Here is a 23,170-nt window from a genome sequence, read left to right as displayed (position 1 = left end):
AATTGTAATTAATTGTGAGTATATATATAAATATAGGCAATATAGTTTTATAAATAAATTTGGAGAAAAGTTTTGTATGAAAAAAATAAACAGTTTAGCATTTAGAATGCCGTTTGTTATATGCTGTATGGTTGTCATTATTATAGTAAGTATGCTTATATCCTCCATAAGAATAGCCAGCAAAGGAATAAGTGAAAGCAGACTGGGAGGTTTTAATAGTACAATAGCAGGATATGCTTCTGTATTAGATACTTGGTTTGGTTTAGAAACTTCTTTGATAAATACATATTCTGTTACTCCTGTTATTATGAGATATCTGCAGGGTAATGAGGCAACAACATTGGATTTATTATATACGACTATAAGAAATTTTAAAAACAGCAATCTATACATAATAAATATGGGAGTTGCTGATATAAATGGAAATATTATTATAGACTCAGTTTCTTCCAGCCTAACAGGTATGAATTTAAAAGATTATATTCCTATGACTTGGTCAAAGATAACTTCTGGAAATACAGATAATGTTATATATGGAGATCAATTACTTCAGTCAGATGTAACAGGTAAATGGGCTATGCCTGCTTTAAAAGTAGTTAAAGATCAAAATAATCAAAATATAGGGTATATATACGTGCTTCTTGACTGGGCAGTACTTCATCAAACTCATTTTTCTAATATAGATTTGGGTAAAACTGGAGGACTATTCATTACAAGCGAAAGTCTGTATAATATAATGGATTCCTTATACGAAAATATAGCTGTAATGCAAATTAATCCTATATATAAACAGGCTTTTTCTGGAAGTGCAAACAGCGGTATAATAACTTATAATGTAAATGGGCAAAAAAGAACAGCTGCTTATTACAAAATGAAAAGTCAGCCTTGGATAATAGCACTTGCAATGATGAATAATGAAATATATGAACAGAATATGAAATTAATAATAGCAAGTACTATAATAGGAGTAATATCTATAATAATTCTTGCTGTGTTTGTAAGTATATTCATAGGAACTATTACGAAACCTCTTGAAATAGTTGTTGAAGAGGCTGAAGAAATAGAAAGAGGCGATTTGACTAAAACCAAACAGCGTATTAAACCTAGAAAAGATGAGATAGGAGCTTTATCAAGATCATTTGTAAGTATGCGTAACAAACTTGTAGAAACTATTACAGAAGTAAATACAGCTTCAAATAATATAGTTAAAGCAGCTCAGGAATTGGCACATGGCAATACAGACTTATCAAGAAGAACTGAATCTCAGGCTGCAAGCCTAGAAGAAACAGCAAGTTCTATGGAAGAGATGGCCTCTACAATAAAATCATCTACAGAACATGCGGTTGCAGGAAATAATATGATGATAGCCTCAAGGGAAGCCGTAGAAAGTGCAGGAAAAATCATTGCAGAAACCACACTTAATATAGAAGAAGTTTATGAAGCTAGTGCTAAAATAAAAAACATAACAAAGATAATAGAAGACATAGCTTTCCAAACAAATATACTTGCATTAAATGCTGCTGTTGAAGCTGCAAGAGCTGGAGATCAGGGCAAAGGTTTTGCTGTAGTAGCAAGCGAAGTTAGAAATTTAGCACAGACAACTCAGTCATCTGTTAAAGATATTACAGTATTAGTTGATAATACAAATGAAAAAATAAATAAAGCAACTGAAACAGCACGTCAATCTCAGGACATATTTATAGATATTCAGCAAAAAATAGAAGATACTGCTAAAATAATGCAGGATATTAGTGCCACCGCTATGGAACAGCAGGTAGGTGTTGATCAGGTTAATAGAGCCGTTGCTGAAATGGATAATGTAACTCAGCATAATGCTTCTCTTGTTCAGGAAAGTACTGACACATCAGAATCTCTGCTTAATCAGGCTCATTTGCTTCAGGATGCTGTAAGTTTCTTTAAATTAAATCCTGCTGATTTAACATCCAAACCTAAAAATGCAGCAAAATCAGAAATAAAAGAAACAAAGAAAGAAGAAATTAAAGAAAAAAAAGAAATTAATAAAGAAAAAATCAATGAAACAGTTAAAAAAGAGAATACTGTACGTAAAGAAGAAATTAAAAAACCAGCATTTGAACCTAAAAAGAAAGAGCTGAAAGTTCCGCCTTCTATAGAGAAAGAAAGAGAGATTGAATCATCAATGCAGGATAATAGAACTGTTAGAAATGATGAGTTCGGTGTTACCTACTCCTCTACTTCAAGCGGAATGACTGATGACGGATTCTCTTCATTTTAATAATATGATTGAAAGCTAAAAAATAATTAAAAGCATCGGGTATAAAAACTCGGTGCTTTTTTATAACTCGAATATTTAATTAATTATATATTTAAAATTGATTATAATTTTTCAAGCTATACCTTATATGGCTTTAATATAAAAACTTGAAAAAAAAATATTTTTATAATATACTGATAAAAACTTGACTATAGGATATATTATTTATGAAATACTTGTTAATTCTTTTTCTCTCTATCATAATATTTTCTTGCTCAAACAATACCAAAGAACAAAATAATAATACAGATAAAGCGACTATAAACATAGATGATAGTACAGATGACATAAATAAAACAGAACAATCAAATACATATAATAAAGATAATAAATCAAATAATTCATCAATAAATACAAATGAAACAGAAGAATCAGCATATTATTCATACACAGATGAAGAAATTATAGATTTTATAAAATCAGGAGATTTTGAAACAATCAAAAAATTAATTGAATCAAAAAGTTTAGATGTTAATTATAATTTAGAGATAAATGAATATTCTAAGTCAACGCCTTTAATACAAGCTATAGAATATAAACAAACTGATATTATAAATTATTTATTAGAAAATAATGCAGATGTTAATTTAACTTTAGGATATTCTACTCCATTAACAGAAGCTATGTATGATGAAGAACTCGTTCGTAAACTTATAGATTTAGGAGCCGATGTAAATTTAACTACTGAGTCAGGATTTACTCCACTTATGGCAAGTGCAGGTCTTCATAATATTGCTATAGCAGAGCTTTTAATTGAAAAAGGTGCTGACATTGAAGCAAGGGATGATGACGACATTAATGCTTTAGTTTATGCCTCAACTTATAATAATGAAGAGATGGTAAAATTTTTACTTGAGAAAGGTGCCGATGCCAATACAGTATGCGAAATAGAAAATGAACATACAGATATATCGTCTACTCCTTTAATGAATGCTGCTTATAGAGGGAATACTAATATAATAAATATGTTATTAGAAAATGGTGCTGATATTAATTATACCACTGATTATGGAATGACTGCTTTGATGATGGCCGCTAGTTTTAATCAATTTGAAGCTGCAAAAGTACTTTTAGAAAATAATGCAGACACTTCTATAACTGATGAATATGGCAGGACTGCACTTGATTTAGCAAAATCAGAAGATTATAAGGATATAGTTGAGCTTCTTGAAAAATATAATTAATACTTTTTAATATATACCTAAACAAATATACTTTGTCAAAATAAATTTTTATTTTGATATATGGGGGCTTTGCCCCCACACCCCCAGTTCTTTTGTTGGCACAAAGAACCAAAAAGACTGCATTTTTAGGATATATTCTATATTTAATAGGCATGTTTTTAATATAAAGTTATAACAGTTGCGTTTTTCGCGAAGCGTATCCGATCTTGTCGAGGATATAGCTTCCCGCCTGCCGACACCGTAGGTGGACTTTGTCGGCACGCACAGAGAGGCAGACTTCGCCTGTGGCAATACCACAGGCACTTCCTTCGGTTGCAAAAGAAGTGTGGTGTTACGAAGTACGCAGAGCGGGGGCTAGTCCCCACAAATAATAAAAATAATGAAATAATTTTTGACAAAATATAGTTGTTTAGGTATACACAAAATAAACTTAATTATGGAATATATTAATGATGAAATATTTTCATGCTCTAATAATATATTATTTATCAAATATAATTAATACTATTTTTTATAAATAATTTTCCATGATTTTTATAATAATCATAGATTGATTTCTTAAATAAGATACAATATATAATTCTATAAATGTATATATGGTATTCTTTGCTTAAAAATTTTAATAAATACTTAAATTTAAGTATACATCTTGAATAAAAAACTATATTAGCATATATTGAAAAAAAATGAGAATTCATATAAAATAAACATAATATTTTAAAATTAGGATTAAATAATATGGAATATGAAGCAGTCATAGGATTAGAAGTGCATGTTCAGCTTAATACTAAAACTAAAGCATTCTGTTCATGCCCAAATACTTTTGGTGCTCCTGCAAACACTCTTACTTGTCCAAGATGTCAGGCTCACCCAGGTACTTTGCCTATAGTTAATAAAGAAATGGTGCATAAAACTATTAAAGCAGGACTTGCTACTAACTGCACTATTCAAAAGAAAAGCAGATTCGCTAGAAAACATTATTTCTACCCAGATTTGCCTTCCTACTATCAAATTACTCAAATGGACGAACCAATCTGTACAGAAGGTCATCTTGATATAACTGTACTTAATGATGACGGCTCTTCTTACAATAAAAGCATAAGAATAAACAGAATACACATGGAAGAAGATGCAGGAAAACTTGTGCATGATGATACTGGAAGACCTTTAAGCTATGTTGACTTAAACCGTGCTGGATGCTGTTTGATAGAATGCGTAAGCGAACCTGATATTTCTACAGGCGAAGAAGCATATCAGTATTTAACAGAGCTTAAAAAAATATTTAAGTATATTGATGTTTCAGACTGTAATATGGAAGAAGGTTCTTTAAGATGCGATGCCAACGTTTCTATACGCCCTAAAGGAAGTACAGAGCTTGGAACTAAAACTGAAGTAAAAAATATGAATAGCTTTAGAAATGTAAGACTAGCTATTGATTATGAAATAAAACGTCAGATAAAAGCTCTAAATAATGGAGAGAAAATCTTACAGGAAACAAGACTTTATGATGCTAAAGAAAATACTACTAAAGGTATGCGTTCAAAAGAAGGTGCTGCAGATTACAGATATTTCCCAGACCCAGATATACCTCTTTTAGTACTTCAAGATGAAGAGATTGAAAATGCTAAAAAAGAACTCCCAGAACTTCCTCAGCAAAAACGAGAAAGACTAAAAAAAGATTATGATTTACCAGATCAAGATATAGTAGTACTTACAGAGGATGCCGCTTTAGCTGATTATTATGAATCTGCTGTTAAGGCATATCCTAAACAGCCAAAGAAAATAAGCAACTGGATAATGGTTGAAGTTAATGCGTACTTAAACAAAAAACTTCAGACTATAAAAGATTTCAAGCCGAAACCAGAGCATATTGCTGAAATATTTAAACTTATAGATGAAGGCATTATAAGTGGTAAAATAGCTAAAGAGATTTTTGAAGATATGTGCGAAACAGGTGAAGCCCCTTCTGCTATAGTAGAGAAAAAAGGTATTAAACAGGTAAGTGATACTGGCGAGCTTGAAACAATTATAAGAAAAGTTTTAGAAGAAAATCCTAAATCAGTGGCAGACTTCAAAGCAGGTAAGGAAAAATCATTTGGATTCTTAGTAGGTCAGACTATGAAAGCTACTAAAGGACAGGGAAATCCTAAACTTGTTAATGAGGTTTTAAGAAAAATCTTAAGCGAATAATTTAATATTTGTATTTTATTATAACCCTAGCAGTTTAATACTTGCTAGGGTTTTTCTCCGCCCCTTAATTTTATTAAACCTTATTTTTAATTTTTTGTTTATAATAAACTTATTGCCTAAATAAAAAATAAAATCCCGCCCAAGTTTTTATCATACTTAAAAAGTTTATTCACGCACATTAAATGACATTTTTACATATAAATAAATTAAAAATATAACTTAATTTATAGAAAATACCCATTAAGCGTGCGTTAATTAAACAATACTAAATATCAATTTTTTAATCATGCTTAAAGTTTTTTATTTGTAATTATATTTTTTTATTATATAATGCATATCAATAAAAATAATATTCTATAATAAGTATAATCAATGCAGAATAATAATATATGTATAATAACAGATATAGGAACTATATACGGATTCGGACATATTACCCGTATGAAGTTTATAGCTAATAAATTAAAAGATTATTACAATTTTGTATTTTCTTCTATTAATAATGAAAGTGATATATTCAAAGATAAAAGCATAAAAACCTGCAAATACAATAAAATAAAAAATATTAAACCTTATGTAATAATAGTAGACAACAGAGAAACAGATGCGAAGTTTATTAAAGAATTAAAAAATATATCTAATGTTATTATAATTGACAGTGTAGGAGCAGAAAGAATATTTGCCGACATAGTAATAGAAATGCTTCCAAATTTAGATAATTCTAAATTTGTTAATATAAGACCATTTATAGCAACTATTTTAAATTCAAATATAAAACCAAAGTATGATGAAAATGCTCCTGTTTTACTTTATTTGGGATTTAATAACGAATTAAAGAAGAAAGCCTTGGAAATAATAAGCAGAATTGATAATAAAGATTTTGTATTAATAGATACAGAAAAAGAAAGCGAATACAATAACATAAAATACATAAACTTTAGCCCTGATATATTCGCTAATCCTTACAGTGCCGTTATAACTTATTTCGGACTTACAGCCTTTGAATGCATAGAAGCCTCCATACCTACAGCACTTTTATCACCTACAAAATACCATGATGATCTTGCAAAAAGCCAAAATGAATTGTTTTTTAATTTGGGATTTTTTGAAAACGCGGATACTGATGAAGCTGCATCTCGGTTAAAGGATTTTTTATTCGATAAAAATATTCAAAATAAATATATAGAAAACGGAAACTCAATAGACACAGAAAAATCATTAGAAAGAATAAAAACAATAATAGACAATATAAAAGATTTCAAAGATATAAAATGTCCGTTTTGCTTAAGCAGTTCAATAGAAATGAAAAATAGGAATATAGAATCTAATTTATATAAATGTAGAAAATGCAATACATTATTTAGAAAATATTTTCTTCCTCCATTTACAGATTATTCATCTAAATATTTTGTTGAGGATTATAAGAATCAGTATGGGAAGACTTATGAAGAAGACAGTGAAAATCTAAGGGCATTAGCGAGAAGGCGTTTAGAGAAGATAAAAAAAATAAAGCCAAGCGGTAAAATACTGGATATAGGCAGTGCTATGGGATTTTTTCTAAAAGAGGCATCTGAAAACGGATATGAAACAGAAGGTATAGAAATAAGTAAATATGCTTCTGATTACTGCATAAATACTCTTAATCTTAATGTTCATAATTGTTCATTATTAGATTTTGAATATAAAGAAAAGGAATATGATATAATAACAGCTTGGTATGTTATAGAGCATATATACAATTTTGAAAATATTTTAGATAAAATATTATATTCTCTTAAAGATGACGGAATACTAGCATTTGCCACACCCAACGGATATGGAATAAGCGGAAGATTCAATAAAGATTATTTTTCTATAGTGCCTTCAGATCATGCTTTTGAATCTAACCCAAAATCTTTAGACATATTTTTATCCAAATACTCATTAAAAAGAATTGATTTGGAAAATCAGAGCATCTATTACAATAGATTCTGCGACATATTTAATTTTAGTTTTATCAAACAAAATCAAAGTATATCAAAATTATATAGATATATAGCACAAAAAAAGAATTTGGGCGATACTTTTGAATGTATTTACATAAATACTAAAAAATATTAATTTATATTATATTTTATGGTAATATTTTTATTTATAATTATGCATTAAATATAATTACTATTATTAGCATATAATTTTAATCAATTTTATTTTAACTAATAATAAAAAAATAATTATTTTTTTAAATTATCCGAATTAAGATGTATAAAAATAAATATTTTACAAAAATATTTAAGTATTTGTTATAGTATAGTGTTATGTTAATTGTTATTAGCATAATATTGCAAAAAATTAAAATACAGTTCTTTTAAGGAAAAAAGTTATGAAAAAAATAGTTTTAATTATGTGTTTAAGTTTTATATCTATTATAGCTTGTAAAAGTGCCCCAGTAGCCACAGGTCCTGAAGACAGTTCTGGATTCAACACTAAGCAAGCTAATAACCAAACAGCTAAAAAGGGATTAAATCTTCCAGACGGTGCAAGTGTTAGAAGCACATCTAGAGGAAATGTTTTAGTACTTCATGATCCTAAATCTAAAACAGATGTAGGAAAGCCTGCAAACAATTATGAGGTAAAATTTGCTTTTGACAAAACTATAGAAATTGGAAGCTATAAAGAAGCATATAACTTAGTTTATCAAATAATTAATGATAATCCTGATATCAGAGTGATGGTAGAAGGTAATTCAAGCAAAGACGGTCCTGCTCCTTATAATTATGATTTGTCTAAAAGAAGATCTGATACCAGCTTTAATTATATAATAAAATTAGGAGCTGCCAACAGTAAATTATTAAAAAATGCTTTCGGAGAGGCTTTGCCTGAATATCCTACTCTAAGCGAAAATAGAAGATGCGAGTTCATTATAATAATGGATGATAATGATTTGAAAAAGTATAACGATTTTGCTAAAACTGTCGATATTAATGCTGAAACAAAATAATATCGAGGTTCGAAGTTAAATAATGAAAAAAATTTTATTTATATTTCTTTTATCAATATTAGTCTTGGCATCATGTAAGACTACACAAAGCAGTGTTCCAGAAGATGTTGTTATCGCTGATGATCCTGCTCCTGTAGAGGAGGAAAAAGAAGAAGTTGTTGTTATGGATGAAGAAGAAATTAATGAAGAGCATGTTTCTAATGAGCTTTATTTGCCTACTGATACTTCTATAAGACTTACAGAAAGAGGAAAAGTGCTTGAAACTAATCCTAAAATAATTTTTAAGTTTATAGAAACTAATATGCCCGCAGCAGCTGATACATCATTTGCTAAAGTAATAGAGTTTTTAAATAATAATACTAATACAACTATAGTTTTAGAAGCACATACCAGCAATAGAGGAAAGGCTTATCCTTATAATTATAACCTTTCTGTACAGAGGGCAAAAAACGGCAAGACTTATTTATTAGAGAGAGGAATAGATTCAAACAGAATTATAGAAAGTCCTTTAGGAGAGGCTTTACCTGAATACCCTTCTCAAGATGATTTAAGAAGATATGAATTTATTATTATAGAAAGTGAAGAAGATATGATGACTTATAATACTTATATTTCCAAATTGGATGTTAAAGCAGAAAGTACATATCAAGGAAATTAATTTTTAGAAACATTATCCCCTTTAATTTTATAAATTGAAGGGGATTTTTTTATTATATAACTTTTAAGGAGATTTTTATTATTTGTTTATGAGAAAGATAATATTTATTTTTTTACTTTGTATTAGTTTGGAAATGTTTGCACAAACTACAACACCAGAGATATCACCTGACCCTACTACAAATGCTAGTTTAGGTTTACCAAATCCTGAATTTGAAAAGACTTTCAAATACGGCACGCCTTCTCAGAAAATAGCTACTATAGGCAAAATTAAAAATACTAAAAATGAAGCTGATATTGCTATGATTGCTAATCATTATCCTGAAGAGATGAATAATAGAGTTAAATCAGAAATTATTAACTTCTTCAAACAGGTAAAAAATGATAATGCAAAATCTATTATAGAGTATGCCATTCAGGATGAAAATGACAGCGTACGTAAGGATGCCTACTATCTATGTTCTATTTACCCAGATATTAAGTTTGAATCCTATATCATGGCAGATATAACAAATGCTAAAGGTTTAGTATTGGACAGTATGATAAATGCATTAGGTTCTATAAAATCATCAATGGCGGCTGATTATCTGCTTGAACAGTACACAAATAATGTAATAGGTTCAAGTACAAAAGTTGAAATACTAAGATATTTTAGTGAAACAAAAGACCCTAAAGGAGAAGATATATGCAAAACTTCTTCACAGAATGCAGGAGAGCCTGCTTTAGTGAGATATATGGCTGTTGTAGCTTTGGGTGCTTATCCTAGTGCTGAAAATTATGAGATACTTCAGAAGCTGTTAGATGAAGACTTGCCTGAAATTACAGCGAGAGTTATATATGTTCTTCCAGAATACAGCTCATACGGAGATGTAAAAAAAGATATAGTAGAAGCGGCTAAAAATGACAGCGACTCTGTACGCATATATGCAATTAAGGCTTTGGGTAATTACAAAGCAGAAACTGATATTGAAGAGCTTTTAATATACAGACTTAAAAATGATAACTCTGAGGCTATCACTATTGAAATACTTAATTTATATAAAGATTCTCCGCCTACAGGAAATATGCTTGAAGCTATAAAATCATTATCTGAATCTTCTGCAAATAAAAAAATAAAAGATTTGGCTAAAAGCGTAATTGAAGGAACATCATCTTCTTCTGAAAGCTCTTCTTCTATATAAGATACATTAAATACAACTAATTAATTTTTTTATAATAAAAAAGGCTTACCTAAATGGTAAGCCTTTTTACTTTTTATCTTTATTGATTATCATTTTCTTCAGGATGTATTTCTATAGCTTTTATATCATCATCATTTATACTATTCCATATTGTATTTAATTTATCCTGAAGTATAGCAGGAGGTATTATAAACATAAGTAAATTTAATACAATTAATAATACAGTATTATCTTCAGTATTATCTAATCCAACTTTTTTAGTCATTTCTAAATAAACTATTTTACCATATTTATAATACCAATAATAAGTATATATACCGCAAGTTACTATGCTTAATATCAATTCTAATGTAGGATTTATATCTTCAGATTCCATAAAATTTTTGATTTCATCTGTGGTTTTATAAAGCCAATAAATATGGTATATTCCGCATGTAACTATAATTAAAATTACAAGCATAGGAATACTTCTAACTGTTCCTTTTTGCATAATTTTTATCTCCATCATATATTTTTGAGCTATTCTACTATATTTAAATAAAAAATCAATTATTTGTAAAAAAATAGGCTTTAATTTTTACTAATTAAAGCCTATATAATTATTTATTATTATTTATTTTATTACTGCTCTTCAAAGAAAGATTTGTATATGCTTTTTATAGCTCTATTCAAATCATCATCCTTTACACCTATCATAATACTAACCTCGCTTATACCTTGGTTAAGCATTTCAATATTGATATTACATTTCTCCATAGAATGCATAGCCCTAGCAGAAACACCTACACATTGCTGCATACCTTCTCCTACAAGCATTATCAAAGCAAGACCATGCTCAAAATAAATATTATCTACATTAAGTTCATCACGTACACGTTCATATATACGTTTTTCTTTCTCTTCTGTAATAGCAGAGTTTCTAACAATTACTGATATATTATCTATTCCAGAAGGAGCATGCTGATAGGGTATATTCTCATCTTCTATTATCTCTAAAAGTTTTCTTCCAAATCCAACCTCTCTGTTCATCAAATATTTGCTAACATAAAGACAAGAAAAATCAGCCTCTCCAGAAACACCAACTACAGGATTTATACTTTTATTTCTATTAGCAACTATTTTAGTTCCTTTGGCAGAAGGATTATTCGTATTAAGTATATGAACAGGAATATTTGCCTCATAAACAGGCTGCAAAGCCTCAGCATGAAGAACATTAAATCCGCCATAACTTAATTCTCTCATCTCTCTGTATGTAAACTCATCTATCAATCTAGGATTATCTACTATATTAGGAGAAGCTGCAAATACTCCGTCAACATCAGTAAAGTTTTCATAAACTTCTGCATTTACTGCTTTAGCTAAAATAGCACCTGTAATATCGCTTCCACCTCTAGGGAAAGTTACTACATCGCCTTTTTCAGTATATCCAAAAAATCCAGGAAATATCACCAAAGAAGTTTCATCTTTTAATTTAGCTAAATTAGCATAAGATTTCTCAAGTACCGTAGCATTTCCAAATTCCTCAGAAAGTAAAAGCCCAGCATCCTTAGGATTAACATATTTGGCTTTAACTCCAAGAGAATTAATATATGCCGCAATTACTTTAGCAGATAAATCCTCTCCTAATGCCTTAACACCATCTATAAACTTTGTAGGAAGAGATTTATCCTCAGCTATTCTATTTAAAATATCATTTTGCATTTCTTCTAAAAGTTCATGAGATAGAGAAAGTTCATCTATAATATTTTTAAATCTTTCTATAATAATTTTTAATTCTAATTTACCATCTTTGCCTGAAATAATAGTTTCAGCAAGAGTAATAAGCAAATCGGTTACTTTGGTGTCTTCTTTAAGTCTTTTTCCGGGTGCAGATACTACAACAATTCTTCTGTCCTTATCTGCTAGAACTATGTCTACAACCTTTTTTATCTGACTTGCATTTGCTACTGAAGAGCCTCCAAATTTTGCCACTTTCATTTTACTTATCCTCCATTTTTTATAGTAAAAATTACTATACATGATAACATATAATTATTTTTATTTCAATTCTATCAAGATATAAGTATCGAAAAATATTAAAATATATTAACTTAAATATAATCTTAATTAAGAATTATAAATCTATTTTTTATTTAATATATTCTATAAATTTACGATATTGTAGTATAATAATTTATACTTTGAAGATGTAATTAATTATGAATGAAAACATTTTAGTAGTTGAACACAGATCAGACCTATTAGAGAGGTTTGTTGATATACTAAGAGAAAGACATTATAATCCTATAGCAACAAAATCGCGTTCGCAGGCTGTAAATATAGCCAATGAAAGTACTATAGATTTGATACTGCTCGATGCTGATATAGGAGATTCTCAAGGACTGCAATTGCTTGATACTTTCAAAAATCAGGAATCTACGAAAGGCACACCTGTTATTCTTCTAAGCACTCCATATAGAAAAATGGAGTTTATAGAAGAGGCACTCAATTTGGGTATTGACGGACTTATATTTATTCCTTTCGATCAAATGGAATTAGTAGTTAGAGTGAACAGCTGTTTAAAATATAGAAAACTTTATGTTGAGCATCAGAAATTAATAAAGCAGGCTGATTATCTTCAAAACTCTTTAAATGATATGACAGAAGTTTCAAATAGAAATTATCAGTCATATAAAGAAGCACAAAAAAAGTATGATGATATACTTAATGTTGATTTAGAAACTGGATTATGGAATAAAAAAGAGTTTTATGAGCAGTTTACAAGACTTCTTTATGAAACTGTAAGACATGAAGAAACTATTGTTTTGGCATGTTTTTCAATAGACGGACTTGAAGATATTATAAATGAATTTGGAATAATAGCTGCTGAAGAGATAATGCTTAAGTTTACAGAAGTGCTTAGAAAATCTACAAGAAGAGAAGATATACTTGCACGTTTTGACAATAATGAATTTATGGTAGCATTCAATAGAATGAATATAAAATTCTATGATAAAAAACTTGAAGAGATAAGAGATTTCGTTGATAAAAATGAACTTGAATATAATGGAATGATAATAAAATATACAATTTCAGCAGGAATATCATACACAGCATACAAAAAAAATTATCATATAGAAGGCATGGATAAAGAAATAGCTCCTGTTTTATTAGCATTGCATAATGCCAAAAGACGCGGATTCGCAAGCGTATTTGTTCACCCTACTTTAATTAAAAGGTAAATTATTAATTATGGTAATAAATCTTGATAAAAACAGCAGAGAAAGCATAGAGCATACCGCAGAAGAAGTTATAAAGGTTATAAATAAAGGCGGTGTAGTTATATCTCCTACCGATACAGTTTATGGTATGCTTGCTGATGCTTTTAATGTAGATGCTGTAAATAAGATTTATAAAATAAAAGAAAGAGAAAAAGATAAGCCGCTTTTAATACTTATAAAAGATATAAAATACTGCTATAGATTTTCAAATGCTGAAGTTCCTGATATTGTAAAAAAGAATGTACCGGGAGAGCTTACATTTATTATGCCGCTTTCTGATTCTCTTAAAAAAAACTTTTTATATTTAAAATCTACAGTTGCCTTAAGAATACCAAAAGATGAGTATATGGAAGCTGTGTTAAAATCTACTCCTCCTATTGTTGCTCCTTCTGCCAATCCAAGCGGATACGGTGTTATATTAGATGGAAATAAATTAGCAGAAATATATAAAGATAAAGTTGATTTAATAGTTAATGCTGGCACAATAGAAAATAAAATTCCTTCTACACTATATGACTGCATCGAAAATAAAATTTTACGTCAGGGTAATGTTCATTTAAATATCTAATATTCCGATAATTTTATAAAACATATAAGGAGTTGAAATTATGAAAAAATATTTAATACTGCTTATATTTATTTTAACATGCAATTTTTTATCAGTAAATTTTATATATTCAAAAGATTATTCCAGTTTAAATGAAGTTTTAAAAAGTCCTGCAAGTTATAATATATATAATGGGAAAAATACAGAAAAAGTATTTAATGCTGTAAGATATATAAATAACAATTATTCAAAAGAAAGTTTAAAAGCTAAAAATATATATTCTACTTCAAAAATAGATGTATATTTAGAAAACGGACTAAAAATTAATGAAAGAGATTTGCAAAAAATAATAGCAGAAACTTCAAATATATATGACTTAGAAGAATATTTATACGGCAAATTAAAAGGAAAATTAACTCTTTTAATAATGGATATAAACGGAGGTTATACAGGCGATAAACCATATATGCAGGGTTATTCCATATTGGACGGACTTGATGAAATAAAAAATGATGATGAAAATATAATATTTTTAGATTATATAAACGGCTGGGAAAATATAGACTCTGTTGTAAACACGATAGCACATGAACTTCATCATGTTATACATTACAGTCAGCTCGAAAGTAAAAGCAGCAATTCTTTTGATGTATGGGTGGATGAGGCATTATCAGAAGCAGCAGTAATTGCATACAGAGGAAAATTACCAGAAAACAGACTTAATTATTATAATACAGATTCTATGTACTTGATAACTAAAGGAGATTATTTTATTAATTGGAATCAGGGATATACAGTTCATAAATATGCTACTGTTTCACTATTTATGTATTGGCTTGGACTTCATTCCAAAAACGGTTTTGAAATATATAAAGATATAGCTAATGCTCCTGAAGAATATAAAGGAACTTATAAAGCCATACTTTATGCGGCAAATAAAAATATTAAACAATTTAAAGATTGGAGCGAGCTTTATGCTGTTTGGCTTGAAGCTAATTATAAAAATGATAAAAGCGGCTTATACGGCTATAATGGAAAGATTATTACAAAACCTAAAATTATCACAACTCAGTATAATTGTCCTATGGCACCGGGTTCTGCTATTTATGTTAAAGGCGATTTTATGTCTGATGATACGCTTTTGAGATATGTTGAGCTTGGGGACAATACATATATAGTTTATAATCCTGATATTAATACTAAGGGAAAAGACAGATATTTAATTGTAAATTCCTCGTTTTACGGTTACTAACTAAATATTAACTCCTTAAATTAAAGTGAAGGCTAATGCATATTAGTTATCTAGTATGCATTAGCTCTTGCTTTATTATAGAGATATATCATCTATTTTTCTTAACTCTTCATCGGTAAAATTCTTTTTATTTATAATTTTTATATTTTCTATTATTTGACTAGGTTTAGAAGCCCCTATCAATACGCTTGTAACTTCTTCGTCTTTTAATACCCACCTTAAAGACATTTGTGCCAAAGTTTCGCCTCTTTTATCTGCCAATTTATTAAGTTCTGTTATCTGTTCTAATCTTCTTCTTGTTATTGCATCGCGTTTTAAATATCTTCCATCCGCAGCTATTCTGCTGTCTTCAGGAATTCCATTTATATATTTATCAGTTAATAAACCCTGTGCTAAAGGACTGTATGCTATTATCCCCTTACCAAGCTTTTTAGCTTTTAATTTTAATCCGTTATTTTCTATTGTTCTGTCGAATATTGAATATCTGTTTTGATTTATAATAAAAGGAACATTAGCCAAAGCAAGCAATTTGGAAGCTCTCTCCATAGCTGCACCGTCATAATTTGAAAGACCTATATAAAGTGCCTTACCATCTTTCACTATTCTAGTTAATGCCTCCATAGTTTCTTCAAGAGGAGTTTCAGTGTCCATTCTATGATGATAAAAAATATCTACGTATTCAATATTTAATCTCTTTAAACTTTGATTGATGCTTGCTATTAAATATTTTTTGCTTCCCCAGTTTCCGTAAGGACCATCCCACATATCATAGCCTGCTTTGGTGCTTATTATAAGTTCATCTCTATATTTATTTAAACCGTCATTCAATATCTTACTCATACTAATTTCAGCAGAACCATAAGGAGGTCCGTAATTATTAGCTAAATCAAAATGAGTTATGCCATTATCAAATGCTGTTTTAATTAATTCTTTCATATTATTATAATCGCATTTTTCACCAAAATTATGCCAAAGCCCGAAAGAAATAATAGGCAGCTTTAATCCGCTCCTGCCGCATTTATTATACACCATATTATCATATCTATTTTCTGAAATTTGCATTTTTATATCCTTTATTTAAAAATAATATTTTATGAATTTAATTATTATTTGTTATACTATAATACAAGTACAAAATTATTCAAGAATATAAAAATAAAAAATGCTTTAATTTTAAAAAAATATTTTCCGAGAAAATAAAGTAATATGAAAATACAAGGTAAATTATGGAGGTTTCATGTTTAAAAGGTTTTTGATTGCTGTTATTTCAATGTTTGTAATTCTAAGCTGTGAAACTATGCAGCCTACTGAGGATAAGAAAACTTCTGATAACATTAGCAAAACCGCTTCCGAAGATAAAGAAGGCAGTATTACTAGAGAAGAAGCTCCGAAAATGAAAGCAACTATATACGGAGCAGATAAGGAAGTTCAGGCTGTTGAACTTGACGGCAAAACATATTATGTTATAGGCGGAAAGGATATAGAAAATATGTCCGAACAGGAAATTAAATCTTCATCTCTAGTTGCTCCTTTAAAAATTACCGAAGAAACTATAAAAGGCAATAGAGGAATAGTTATAGTTTATTATGATATTAAAATATTTTTAGGCAAAAAAGGTGTTACTGGCACTACTGTAGGAATATTTGAGCCTCAGAAAAATGATTGGACTTTCGGAGATGATATAGACAGAAGCCAATCAATTCAGGTAAAAATATCAAAAGGAACAGCAGGACCTATTGATATTAAAAGAGCAAGCATATCATTAACTTATAATTATTAATTTAATAATGTTTATATATTATTTATGATTTGTATAGATAGTATATAAACTGCTTGAAACTTCATCTATTGAATAGGCTGTCTTATTTATTTCAAATGCATACAATTCCCATCTGTAATGATCTAATAATTTAAATTGAATTATATATTCATTGGTATCATATTTACCTATCATATCTATATAACGCATATAATCATCTTCTGCTATAAAATCCTGCCATTCTACACTATTAAACGATGATATCAAATCTTCTATTTTTATATTAGGATAAGATGTAAATGAGCTATTTTTAATCAAACTAATAGCATCAAAATCCCTGCTTTTTATATCAATATTAACAGTATTTGTATTTTCCGCTATTATATTTCCCATATACTGTTTGCTCTCTTTTCTTTCAGCACATGATAAAAGTATCAATGTACTCATCAAAGATAGAAGGTAAACTTTATGCATAAAATAAATTCCAACATTACATTTATTCCTGCATATTATCGGTAGAATATTTTTACTTATTAAGCTATACCTTATAAAAAGTACATAAACTATAAAATCTCTATCAAATGTTTTTATATATTTTGTATTCGCTAATCTCATCATAACTATATTTATAATTTTGTTATTTTTTAGTATATCATAAAAATAATAAAATTATAATATATAGAATGAATAAATTAATATTTATAAAAACATAAAAATATAATAATGTTTTATTTATGGTACTATATTTTTAATAATTCTTGCAGGAACTCCTCCTACTAAAACATTAGAAGGTATATCTTTAGTTACAACAGCACCTGAAGCTATTATAGAGTTATCGCCTATAGTTACATTTGGAACTATTGATACAGCAGAACCTATCCATACATTTTTTCCTATAACTACTTTTGAAGCATAAGTAACATCCCTATCATCCAAATTAAAACCATGATTCAAAGTTGATATAGCTACATTCATTCCTATTTGAGTACCATCTCCTATTATTATGCCGCCTCTATCCTGAAAATTGCAGTTCATATTTATAAATACATTTTTGCCTATTATAATATTCTTTCCAAAGTCAGTATAAAAAGGAGGAAAGCACATAAAACTTGAATCAATTTCTCTCCCTGTAAGCTCTTCAAAAAGTTTTCTAACCTCTTCTGAGGTATTGTAGCTGTTATTTAATCTATTTGTTACTTTCATTGCATCCTGAGAACATTGAAATAATAAAGTGCCTTTTTCTTTATCAGTACTTTTTATAGCATTTCCAGACCTGCAATACTCAATAAATTCTTTCATTTCCATAATCTTATATCCTTTATATTTTTTATAATTATTATATTAACTATAAATATATAATCAATACTATAATTTATATTTTTGTATTATATAAAGTTATGCTTTTTATTTATGGAATTATTCAGCGTAAAATATAAGAATCATCTACATTATAGCTCAAATTAACCTCAATATTTTCAAGTTTTTTATTCTTCTTCTCATAATCTGATTTTATCTGAGAATATATATTGTATAAAGCACTCATATTTATAAACTTGGCATAAATCTCATTTTCTTTTCCATTAAACATTCTATTTGCAAAAAGCTCAAAAATATAATTATTAATAAGATAATATGTATAAAGCTGAGTTTTATATACAGTTTGATTTTTATCCTTTGAAGCGAAATTAAAATTAACACTCTCTGCTGAATGAACCTCATTAAAAAACTCATTATCAGCACATATTTCAGGAAGAAACAAAAATAAATCGGAAGCTAAACTATTATCCTTTACCAAATCATAAATCATTGCCTCAAGTTTTTCAGTATCTTCTGAGTTTAAAACCATATTTGAATACTGCTGAACAAAATTAAAAATCTCTTCGTTGCTGCATGGATAAGGAGTATAAGTTTCTTCATCCTGAACCAAAAAGAAAAATTGCTTATCTGATGAAAAATCTGCCGATCCCCAAGTTTTTACATGCTCATTCATCTTATTACTTAATTCTGGTATATTAATATCATTTATTCTAAGCTCTCCTATAGAATAATCATTATTAGCCTTTGCACCATATATTTTTATGTAGCATATTTTCTGATTTCCTATACGCTTTAATATATCATCTTTAAACATATTCCAATAAGTATTAACATTTTTAGGTATTCCCGTATCATTGCCCATATTTACAATATTACTAGTATAAACTCTCCATTTATGTTTTTTACCCGCAAATTCAGTTTCTGCCTCATCAAGTATCCTTCCCTCATTCATGGCTTTTATTCCAGTCATTATTCCAAAAGCAAAACTTCCATTAGAAAGTCCGACAGCAGTACTAGCATCATTTCCAATACTAGCACAGCATTCAAAAATATCTCTGTCCCAATTAGGACTTGATATATAATAATTTACAGCAGCACTTCTTTCATCCGCCTGTTCTATATATGCATTTATAAATACATTCCAATCTTTTATAACTATGCTTCCTTCTACTATTTCATTTGCTATATTATAATTAGATAAAATTGAAGATATATCTTTAATAAGAGAATCTTCATTATCAATATCTACTCTGCTTGCTGTATAATGAATACCGTCTTTTGTTATATCATTTTTAAAATCATTATAAAGATTATTAAAGTAATCATACTCTTCTATGCTTATATTATCTTTATTAAGTTCAAGAGTTAATATGGCTCTCTCTATATTTGCAATGGCATTATCTCTATCAGTTTTTCCAAAATAGGCATAAGATACTTTATAAAACCAAGTATGATGATTTTTAGTTTCTTCATTTAATGAATTAAGAGTTTCTATTGCCGAATCAAAATTTCCAACATTATTATAAGCTACAGCAAGAAGCCCTTTAATATCGTCATCCAAACTATCATCTGGAAGAGATAATATAAGTTTTATTATATCATGGTGTCTGCCTTCATTATGCATTTTATTAAGCTGTAAATCTAAATCCTCATCCATATTATAAATCCTTTTAATGTTTTAGTTATATAATCATAATAAAACATCAATATTTTATCAATAATTTCAATTACAAAATAAATATATAAATATTTCTATTAAAAGTATATTGAAATTCTTATCAAAAATTTATATAATTGCCTTTGTGTGTTTTACACTTATATAATAGAAAGGAGTTTTGAATATATGGCTTCAGTAATAATAGTAGGTACACAATGGGGCGATGAAGGTAAGGGAAAAATAGTAGACTATCTTGCAGGCAAATGCGAATATGTTGTGCGTTCTCAGGGCGGAAGCAATGCTGGTCATACTGTTGTAGTTAATAATATTAAATACAAATTAAGACTTTTGCCTTCAGGTATACTATATAATGATAAAGTTTGTATTATAGGAAATGGGGTTGTAATAGAGCCTAAAGTTTTTTTAGGTGAAATAGATGCTCTTGCAGAAAAGAAAGTTAATATATCTAATCTTAAAATTTCTAACAGAGCCCATGTATTAATGCCTTATCATAGAGTTCTTGATGAGCTTCAGGAAGAGGATTTGGGAGAAAATAAACTCGGCACTACTAAAAACGGCATAGGTCCTTGCTATATGGATAAATCTAGCCGTTTGGGTATAAGAATAGTTGATCTTATGAATAAAGAAGTTTTTGCTAAAAAATTAAAGTTTAATCTTGAACTTAAAAATAAGCTGCTTAAAAAACTTTATAATCATGACGGATTTAATTATGATGAACTTTTAAAAGAGTATTTAGAATATGCTGACAGATTAAAACCTTATGTTGCTGATACTACTACAATATTAAATAAAGCAATTAAAGATAAAAAGAATATTCTTTTTGAAGGTGCACAGGCTACTATGCTTGATTTGGATCATGGTACTTATCCTTTTGTAACATCATCTTATCCCGCTGCTGGAGGGGCTTGTACTGGTTCAGGAGTGGGTCCTAGAAAAATAGATAATGTTATAGGAGTTGTAAAGGCTTATTCTACAAGGGTTGGAGAAGGTCCTTTCCCTTCAGAGCTTAATGATGATATAGGACAGGCTATAAGAGATAAAGGCGGTGAGTACGGAACTGTTACTGGAAGACCTAGAAGATGCGGATGGCTTGATGCATGCGTTGTAAAATATGCTTCTTATGTCAATGGACTTGATTCTATTGCTGTTACAAGACTTGATATATTGGATGATTTAGATAAATTAAAAATATGCGTTGCCTATAAATATAACGGCGAGATATTGGAAGGATATCCTGCAGATTTGGAAATACTTTCAAAAGCAGAGCCTGTATACGAAGAGTTTGAAGGATGGAAAACAAGCACCAGAGAGATAAGAGAGTTTGATAAACTTCCTGAAAATGCAAAAAAATATTTAAAAAGATTAAGCGAAGTAATAGAAACAGAAATATCTATCGTATCAGTAGGTGCAGGAAGAGATGAAACTATAGTTATAAAAAATATTTTTTAATAATTAATTTTATAAAAAGCCTGCATTTATAGAAATATATGCAGGCTTATTCTTTCTTTTTTTCTAAATACTTGCCTACTAAATATTTTATTCTGTCATATTTGAAACCCTTTCTCATAAGAGCTTTTATAATATAATTTTCTTTATTATCTTTATGCTCATAAACTCTATAATATTTTTTTATGGCTTCCTTCAATGCCTTGTCATCGCTTTTATCACTTATTGAGTTTTCTGCTCTTTCTATCAATGAACTTTTTATCTTAGATTTTTTTAAATAGTCTATAATATGTCTTTTGCTTTTGCCTTTAAGCTTCAAACTATTAATAGCTATTTTTACAAATCTTTTATCATCTATTAAATCATATTCTTTACAGTAAGAAACAGCATAACTTATAAATCTTTTTTTATGACCTTTTTTAGATAATTTTTCTCTAAGCATTCCTTCACTTATAAAGCCTCTTTTTAAAATTGAAACAGCAGATTTTCTTGCCGCAGCCTCAAAAGCCTTATTTCTTATATGAGGTATCTCTTCATATTCTATTTCCATTCCTTCGTATATATCAAGCTCATAAGTGCCGTTTTTAGGGATGCTGAATACATCCCCTCCTGATACTTTTATATATATTTTATCGCCTTTTAATTTCATTTTCAAAATAACCATATATAAATAATATAATAAATACTCTCTTTTGCAAGTATATTATATATTTTTGATTATCTTTATGCGAAAAGTTATAGGGATAAATGAAAATCTAAAAGAAACATATGCATGAGCCTTACCATAAAATGTTTTAGTTAAATAAGGTATCATGCTTTTAAATGCTTCATTATAATAAACAGTTAAATCTAATTCTAAAGTGTTGCACTTTTTAAAATTTAAAGTCTGAAAAAATATATTATTCCCATATCCTATATTATTATTATCTTTGTATAACTTTACATCTATTCTCCTCAATTTTATAGGAATCAAAATATTGTTTATAATTAATAAAGTAACTTTTAACTTAATGCCGCTGCTGTTTATACCGTTTATTTTTATATTTAAAATATCAGCATTAGGCATAAACTTATTTCTCATAATAAAAATAATAATAGACAAAACTATAATACCGATTATTATTTTAACAATATGATTTTTTGAAAAAATTATTTTATTAACAAACCAGTCTTTTATCCAAGTAAATATTTTAACTATACTATTTTTTAAGAATATTATAGTATTCACAAACCAGTTTTTTATACCATTAAATATTTTAGATATTATATTCTCTTTTTTATTAATAGGTTTTTCATTTTCTATTTTTTGATCATTTTTTATATTTGCAGCTTCACTTATATTTTCAGTGTTTTCTTTTATGCTTTCTATATTTGTAGCTTCACTTATATTTTCAGTGTTTTCTTTTATGCTCTCTATATTTGTAAC

At 28.4% G+C, this 23,170-nt stretch carries 20 protein-coding genes; 12 read left to right on the top strand and 8 right to left on the bottom strand.

Annotated elements, in window-relative coordinates:
- Positions 1-76 precede the first annotated feature (76 nt).
- The 7 genes from Q0J69_RS13165 to Q0J69_RS13135 all read left to right on the top strand — a co-directional run bounded on the left by Q0J69_RS13165 (position 77) and on the right by Q0J69_RS13135 (position 10,485).
- Positions 77-2,254, top strand: a complete 2,178-nt coding sequence (locus Q0J69_RS13165; protein WP_297208269.1) for a methyl-accepting chemotaxis protein — start codon at positions 77-79, stop codon at positions 2,252-2,254.
- A gap of 206 nt (positions 2,255-2,460) precedes the next feature.
- Positions 2,461-3,477, top strand: coding sequence for an ankyrin repeat domain-containing protein (locus Q0J69_RS13160; protein ID WP_297208268.1), 1,017 nt, complete (start codon positions 2,461-2,463; stop codon positions 3,475-3,477).
- Positions 3,478-4,215: 738 nt separating this feature from the next.
- Positions 4,216-5,667: an Asp-tRNA(Asn)/Glu-tRNA(Gln) amidotransferase subunit GatB gene (gatB, locus tag Q0J69_RS13155; protein WP_297208267.1), complete on the top strand. Its 1,452-nt coding sequence runs from the start codon at positions 4,216-4,218 to the stop codon at positions 5,665-5,667.
- 372 nt (positions 5,668-6,039) lie between these two features.
- Positions 6,040-7,767, top strand: coding sequence for a methyltransferase domain-containing protein (locus Q0J69_RS13150; RefSeq protein WP_297208265.1), 1,728 nt, complete (start codon positions 6,040-6,042; stop codon positions 7,765-7,767).
- 262 nt (positions 7,768-8,029) lie between these two features.
- Positions 8,030-8,647 (top strand): OmpA family protein, encoded by a 618-nt coding sequence (locus Q0J69_RS13145; RefSeq protein ID WP_297208263.1) that lies wholly within the window; start codon positions 8,030-8,032, stop codon positions 8,645-8,647.
- Positions 8,648-8,669: 22 nt separating this feature from the next.
- Positions 8,670-9,305 (top strand): OmpA family protein, encoded by a 636-nt coding sequence (locus Q0J69_RS13140; RefSeq protein WP_297208261.1) that lies wholly within the window; start codon positions 8,670-8,672, stop codon positions 9,303-9,305.
- Positions 9,306-9,393: 88 nt separating this feature from the next.
- The gene (locus Q0J69_RS13135; protein ID WP_297208259.1) at positions 9,394-10,485 is read left to right on the top strand and encodes a HEAT repeat domain-containing protein; all 1,092 of its coding nucleotides are present in this window, start codon (positions 9,394-9,396) and stop codon (positions 10,483-10,485) included.
- A gap of 79 nt (positions 10,486-10,564) precedes the next feature.
- Here the strand turns inward: Q0J69_RS13135 and Q0J69_RS13130 are convergent, their stop codons facing one another.
- Both Q0J69_RS13130 and Q0J69_RS13125 read right to left on the bottom strand, forming a co-directional pair.
- A complete protein-coding gene (locus Q0J69_RS13130; protein WP_297208258.1) occupies positions 10,565-10,975 on the bottom strand; it encodes a DUF4234 domain-containing protein in 411 nt (136 codons plus the stop codon).
- A gap of 131 nt (positions 10,976-11,106) precedes the next feature.
- Positions 11,107-12,462, bottom strand: coding sequence for an aspartate kinase (locus Q0J69_RS13125; RefSeq protein WP_297208256.1), 1,356 nt, complete (start codon positions 12,460-12,462; stop codon positions 11,107-11,109).
- Positions 12,463-12,683: 221 nt separating this feature from the next.
- Here Q0J69_RS13125 and Q0J69_RS13120 point away from each other — a divergent pair, with 221 nt between their 5' ends.
- The 3 genes from Q0J69_RS13120 to Q0J69_RS13110 are packed head-to-tail and all read left to right on the top strand — an operon-like array spanning position 12,684 to position 15,544.
- A complete protein-coding gene (locus tag Q0J69_RS13120; protein ID WP_297208254.1) occupies positions 12,684-13,706 on the top strand; it encodes a diguanylate cyclase in 1,023 nt (340 codons plus the stop codon).
- Positions 13,707-13,716: 10 nt separating this feature from the next.
- Entirely contained in the window at positions 13,717-14,313 is a 597-nt protein-coding gene (locus Q0J69_RS13115; protein WP_297208252.1) for an L-threonylcarbamoyladenylate synthase, read from the top strand.
- Positions 14,314-14,353: 40 nt separating this feature from the next.
- Complete coding sequence (locus Q0J69_RS13110) at positions 14,354-15,544, top strand: peptidase M30, hyicolysin (RefSeq protein WP_297208251.1); 1,191 nt, start codon at positions 14,354-14,356, stop codon at positions 15,542-15,544.
- Positions 15,545-15,619: 75 nt separating this feature from the next.
- Here the strand turns inward: Q0J69_RS13110 and Q0J69_RS13105 are convergent, their stop codons facing one another.
- Positions 15,620-16,606: an aldo/keto reductase gene (locus Q0J69_RS13105; protein WP_297208249.1), complete on the bottom strand. Its 987-nt coding sequence runs from the start codon at positions 16,604-16,606 to the stop codon at positions 15,620-15,622.
- 175 nt (positions 16,607-16,781) lie between these two features.
- Here Q0J69_RS13105 and Q0J69_RS13100 point away from each other — a divergent pair, with 175 nt between their 5' ends.
- Positions 16,782-17,324: a hypothetical protein gene (locus Q0J69_RS13100; protein WP_297208247.1), complete on the top strand. Its 543-nt coding sequence runs from the start codon at positions 16,782-16,784 to the stop codon at positions 17,322-17,324.
- Between the two features lie 18 nt (positions 17,325-17,342).
- On the opposite strand, the gene Q0J69_RS13095 is transcribed toward Q0J69_RS13100, so the two are convergent.
- The 3 genes from Q0J69_RS13095 to Q0J69_RS13085 all read right to left on the bottom strand — a co-directional run bounded on the left by Q0J69_RS13095 (position 17,343) and on the right by Q0J69_RS13085 (position 20,277).
- The gene (locus tag Q0J69_RS13095; protein ID WP_297208245.1) at positions 17,343-17,777 is read right to left on the bottom strand and encodes a hypothetical protein; all 435 of its coding nucleotides are present in this window, start codon (positions 17,775-17,777) and stop codon (positions 17,343-17,345) included.
- 258 nt (positions 17,778-18,035) lie between these two features.
- Positions 18,036-18,608: a DapH/DapD/GlmU-related protein gene (locus tag Q0J69_RS13090; protein WP_297208243.1), complete on the bottom strand. Its 573-nt coding sequence runs from the start codon at positions 18,606-18,608 to the stop codon at positions 18,036-18,038.
- Between the two features lie 115 nt (positions 18,609-18,723).
- Positions 18,724-20,277 carry a DUF6348 family protein gene (locus Q0J69_RS13085; RefSeq protein WP_297208241.1) on the bottom strand — a complete coding sequence of 518 codons (1,554 nt, stop codon included), beginning with the start codon at positions 20,275-20,277 and terminating at the stop codon, positions 18,724-18,726.
- Between the two features lie 186 nt (positions 20,278-20,463).
- On the opposite strand from Q0J69_RS13085, the gene Q0J69_RS13080 reads away from it, so the two are divergent.
- Positions 20,464-21,747 carry an adenylosuccinate synthase gene (locus Q0J69_RS13080; protein ID WP_297208239.1) on the top strand — a complete coding sequence of 428 codons (1,284 nt, stop codon included), beginning with the start codon at positions 20,464-20,466 and terminating at the stop codon, positions 21,745-21,747.
- Positions 21,748-21,793: 46 nt separating this feature from the next.
- On the opposite strand, the gene Q0J69_RS13075 is transcribed toward Q0J69_RS13080, so the two are convergent.
- Positions 21,794-22,393 carry a RecX family transcriptional regulator gene (locus tag Q0J69_RS13075; RefSeq protein ID WP_297208235.1) on the bottom strand — a complete coding sequence of 200 codons (600 nt, stop codon included), beginning with the start codon at positions 22,391-22,393 and terminating at the stop codon, positions 21,794-21,796.
- Between the two features lie 54 nt (positions 22,394-22,447).
- Positions 22,448-23,170, bottom strand: a 723-nt coding sequence (locus tag Q0J69_RS13070; protein WP_297208233.1) for a hypothetical protein, incomplete at its 5' end; no start/stop codon positions are given.

The sequence above is a fragment of the uncultured Brachyspira sp. genome (assembly GCF_944388875.1).
Lineage (GTDB): Bacteria > Spirochaetota > Brachyspiria > Brachyspirales > Brachyspiraceae > Brachyspira.
This window is presented reverse-complemented; position numbering and strand designations above follow the sequence as displayed.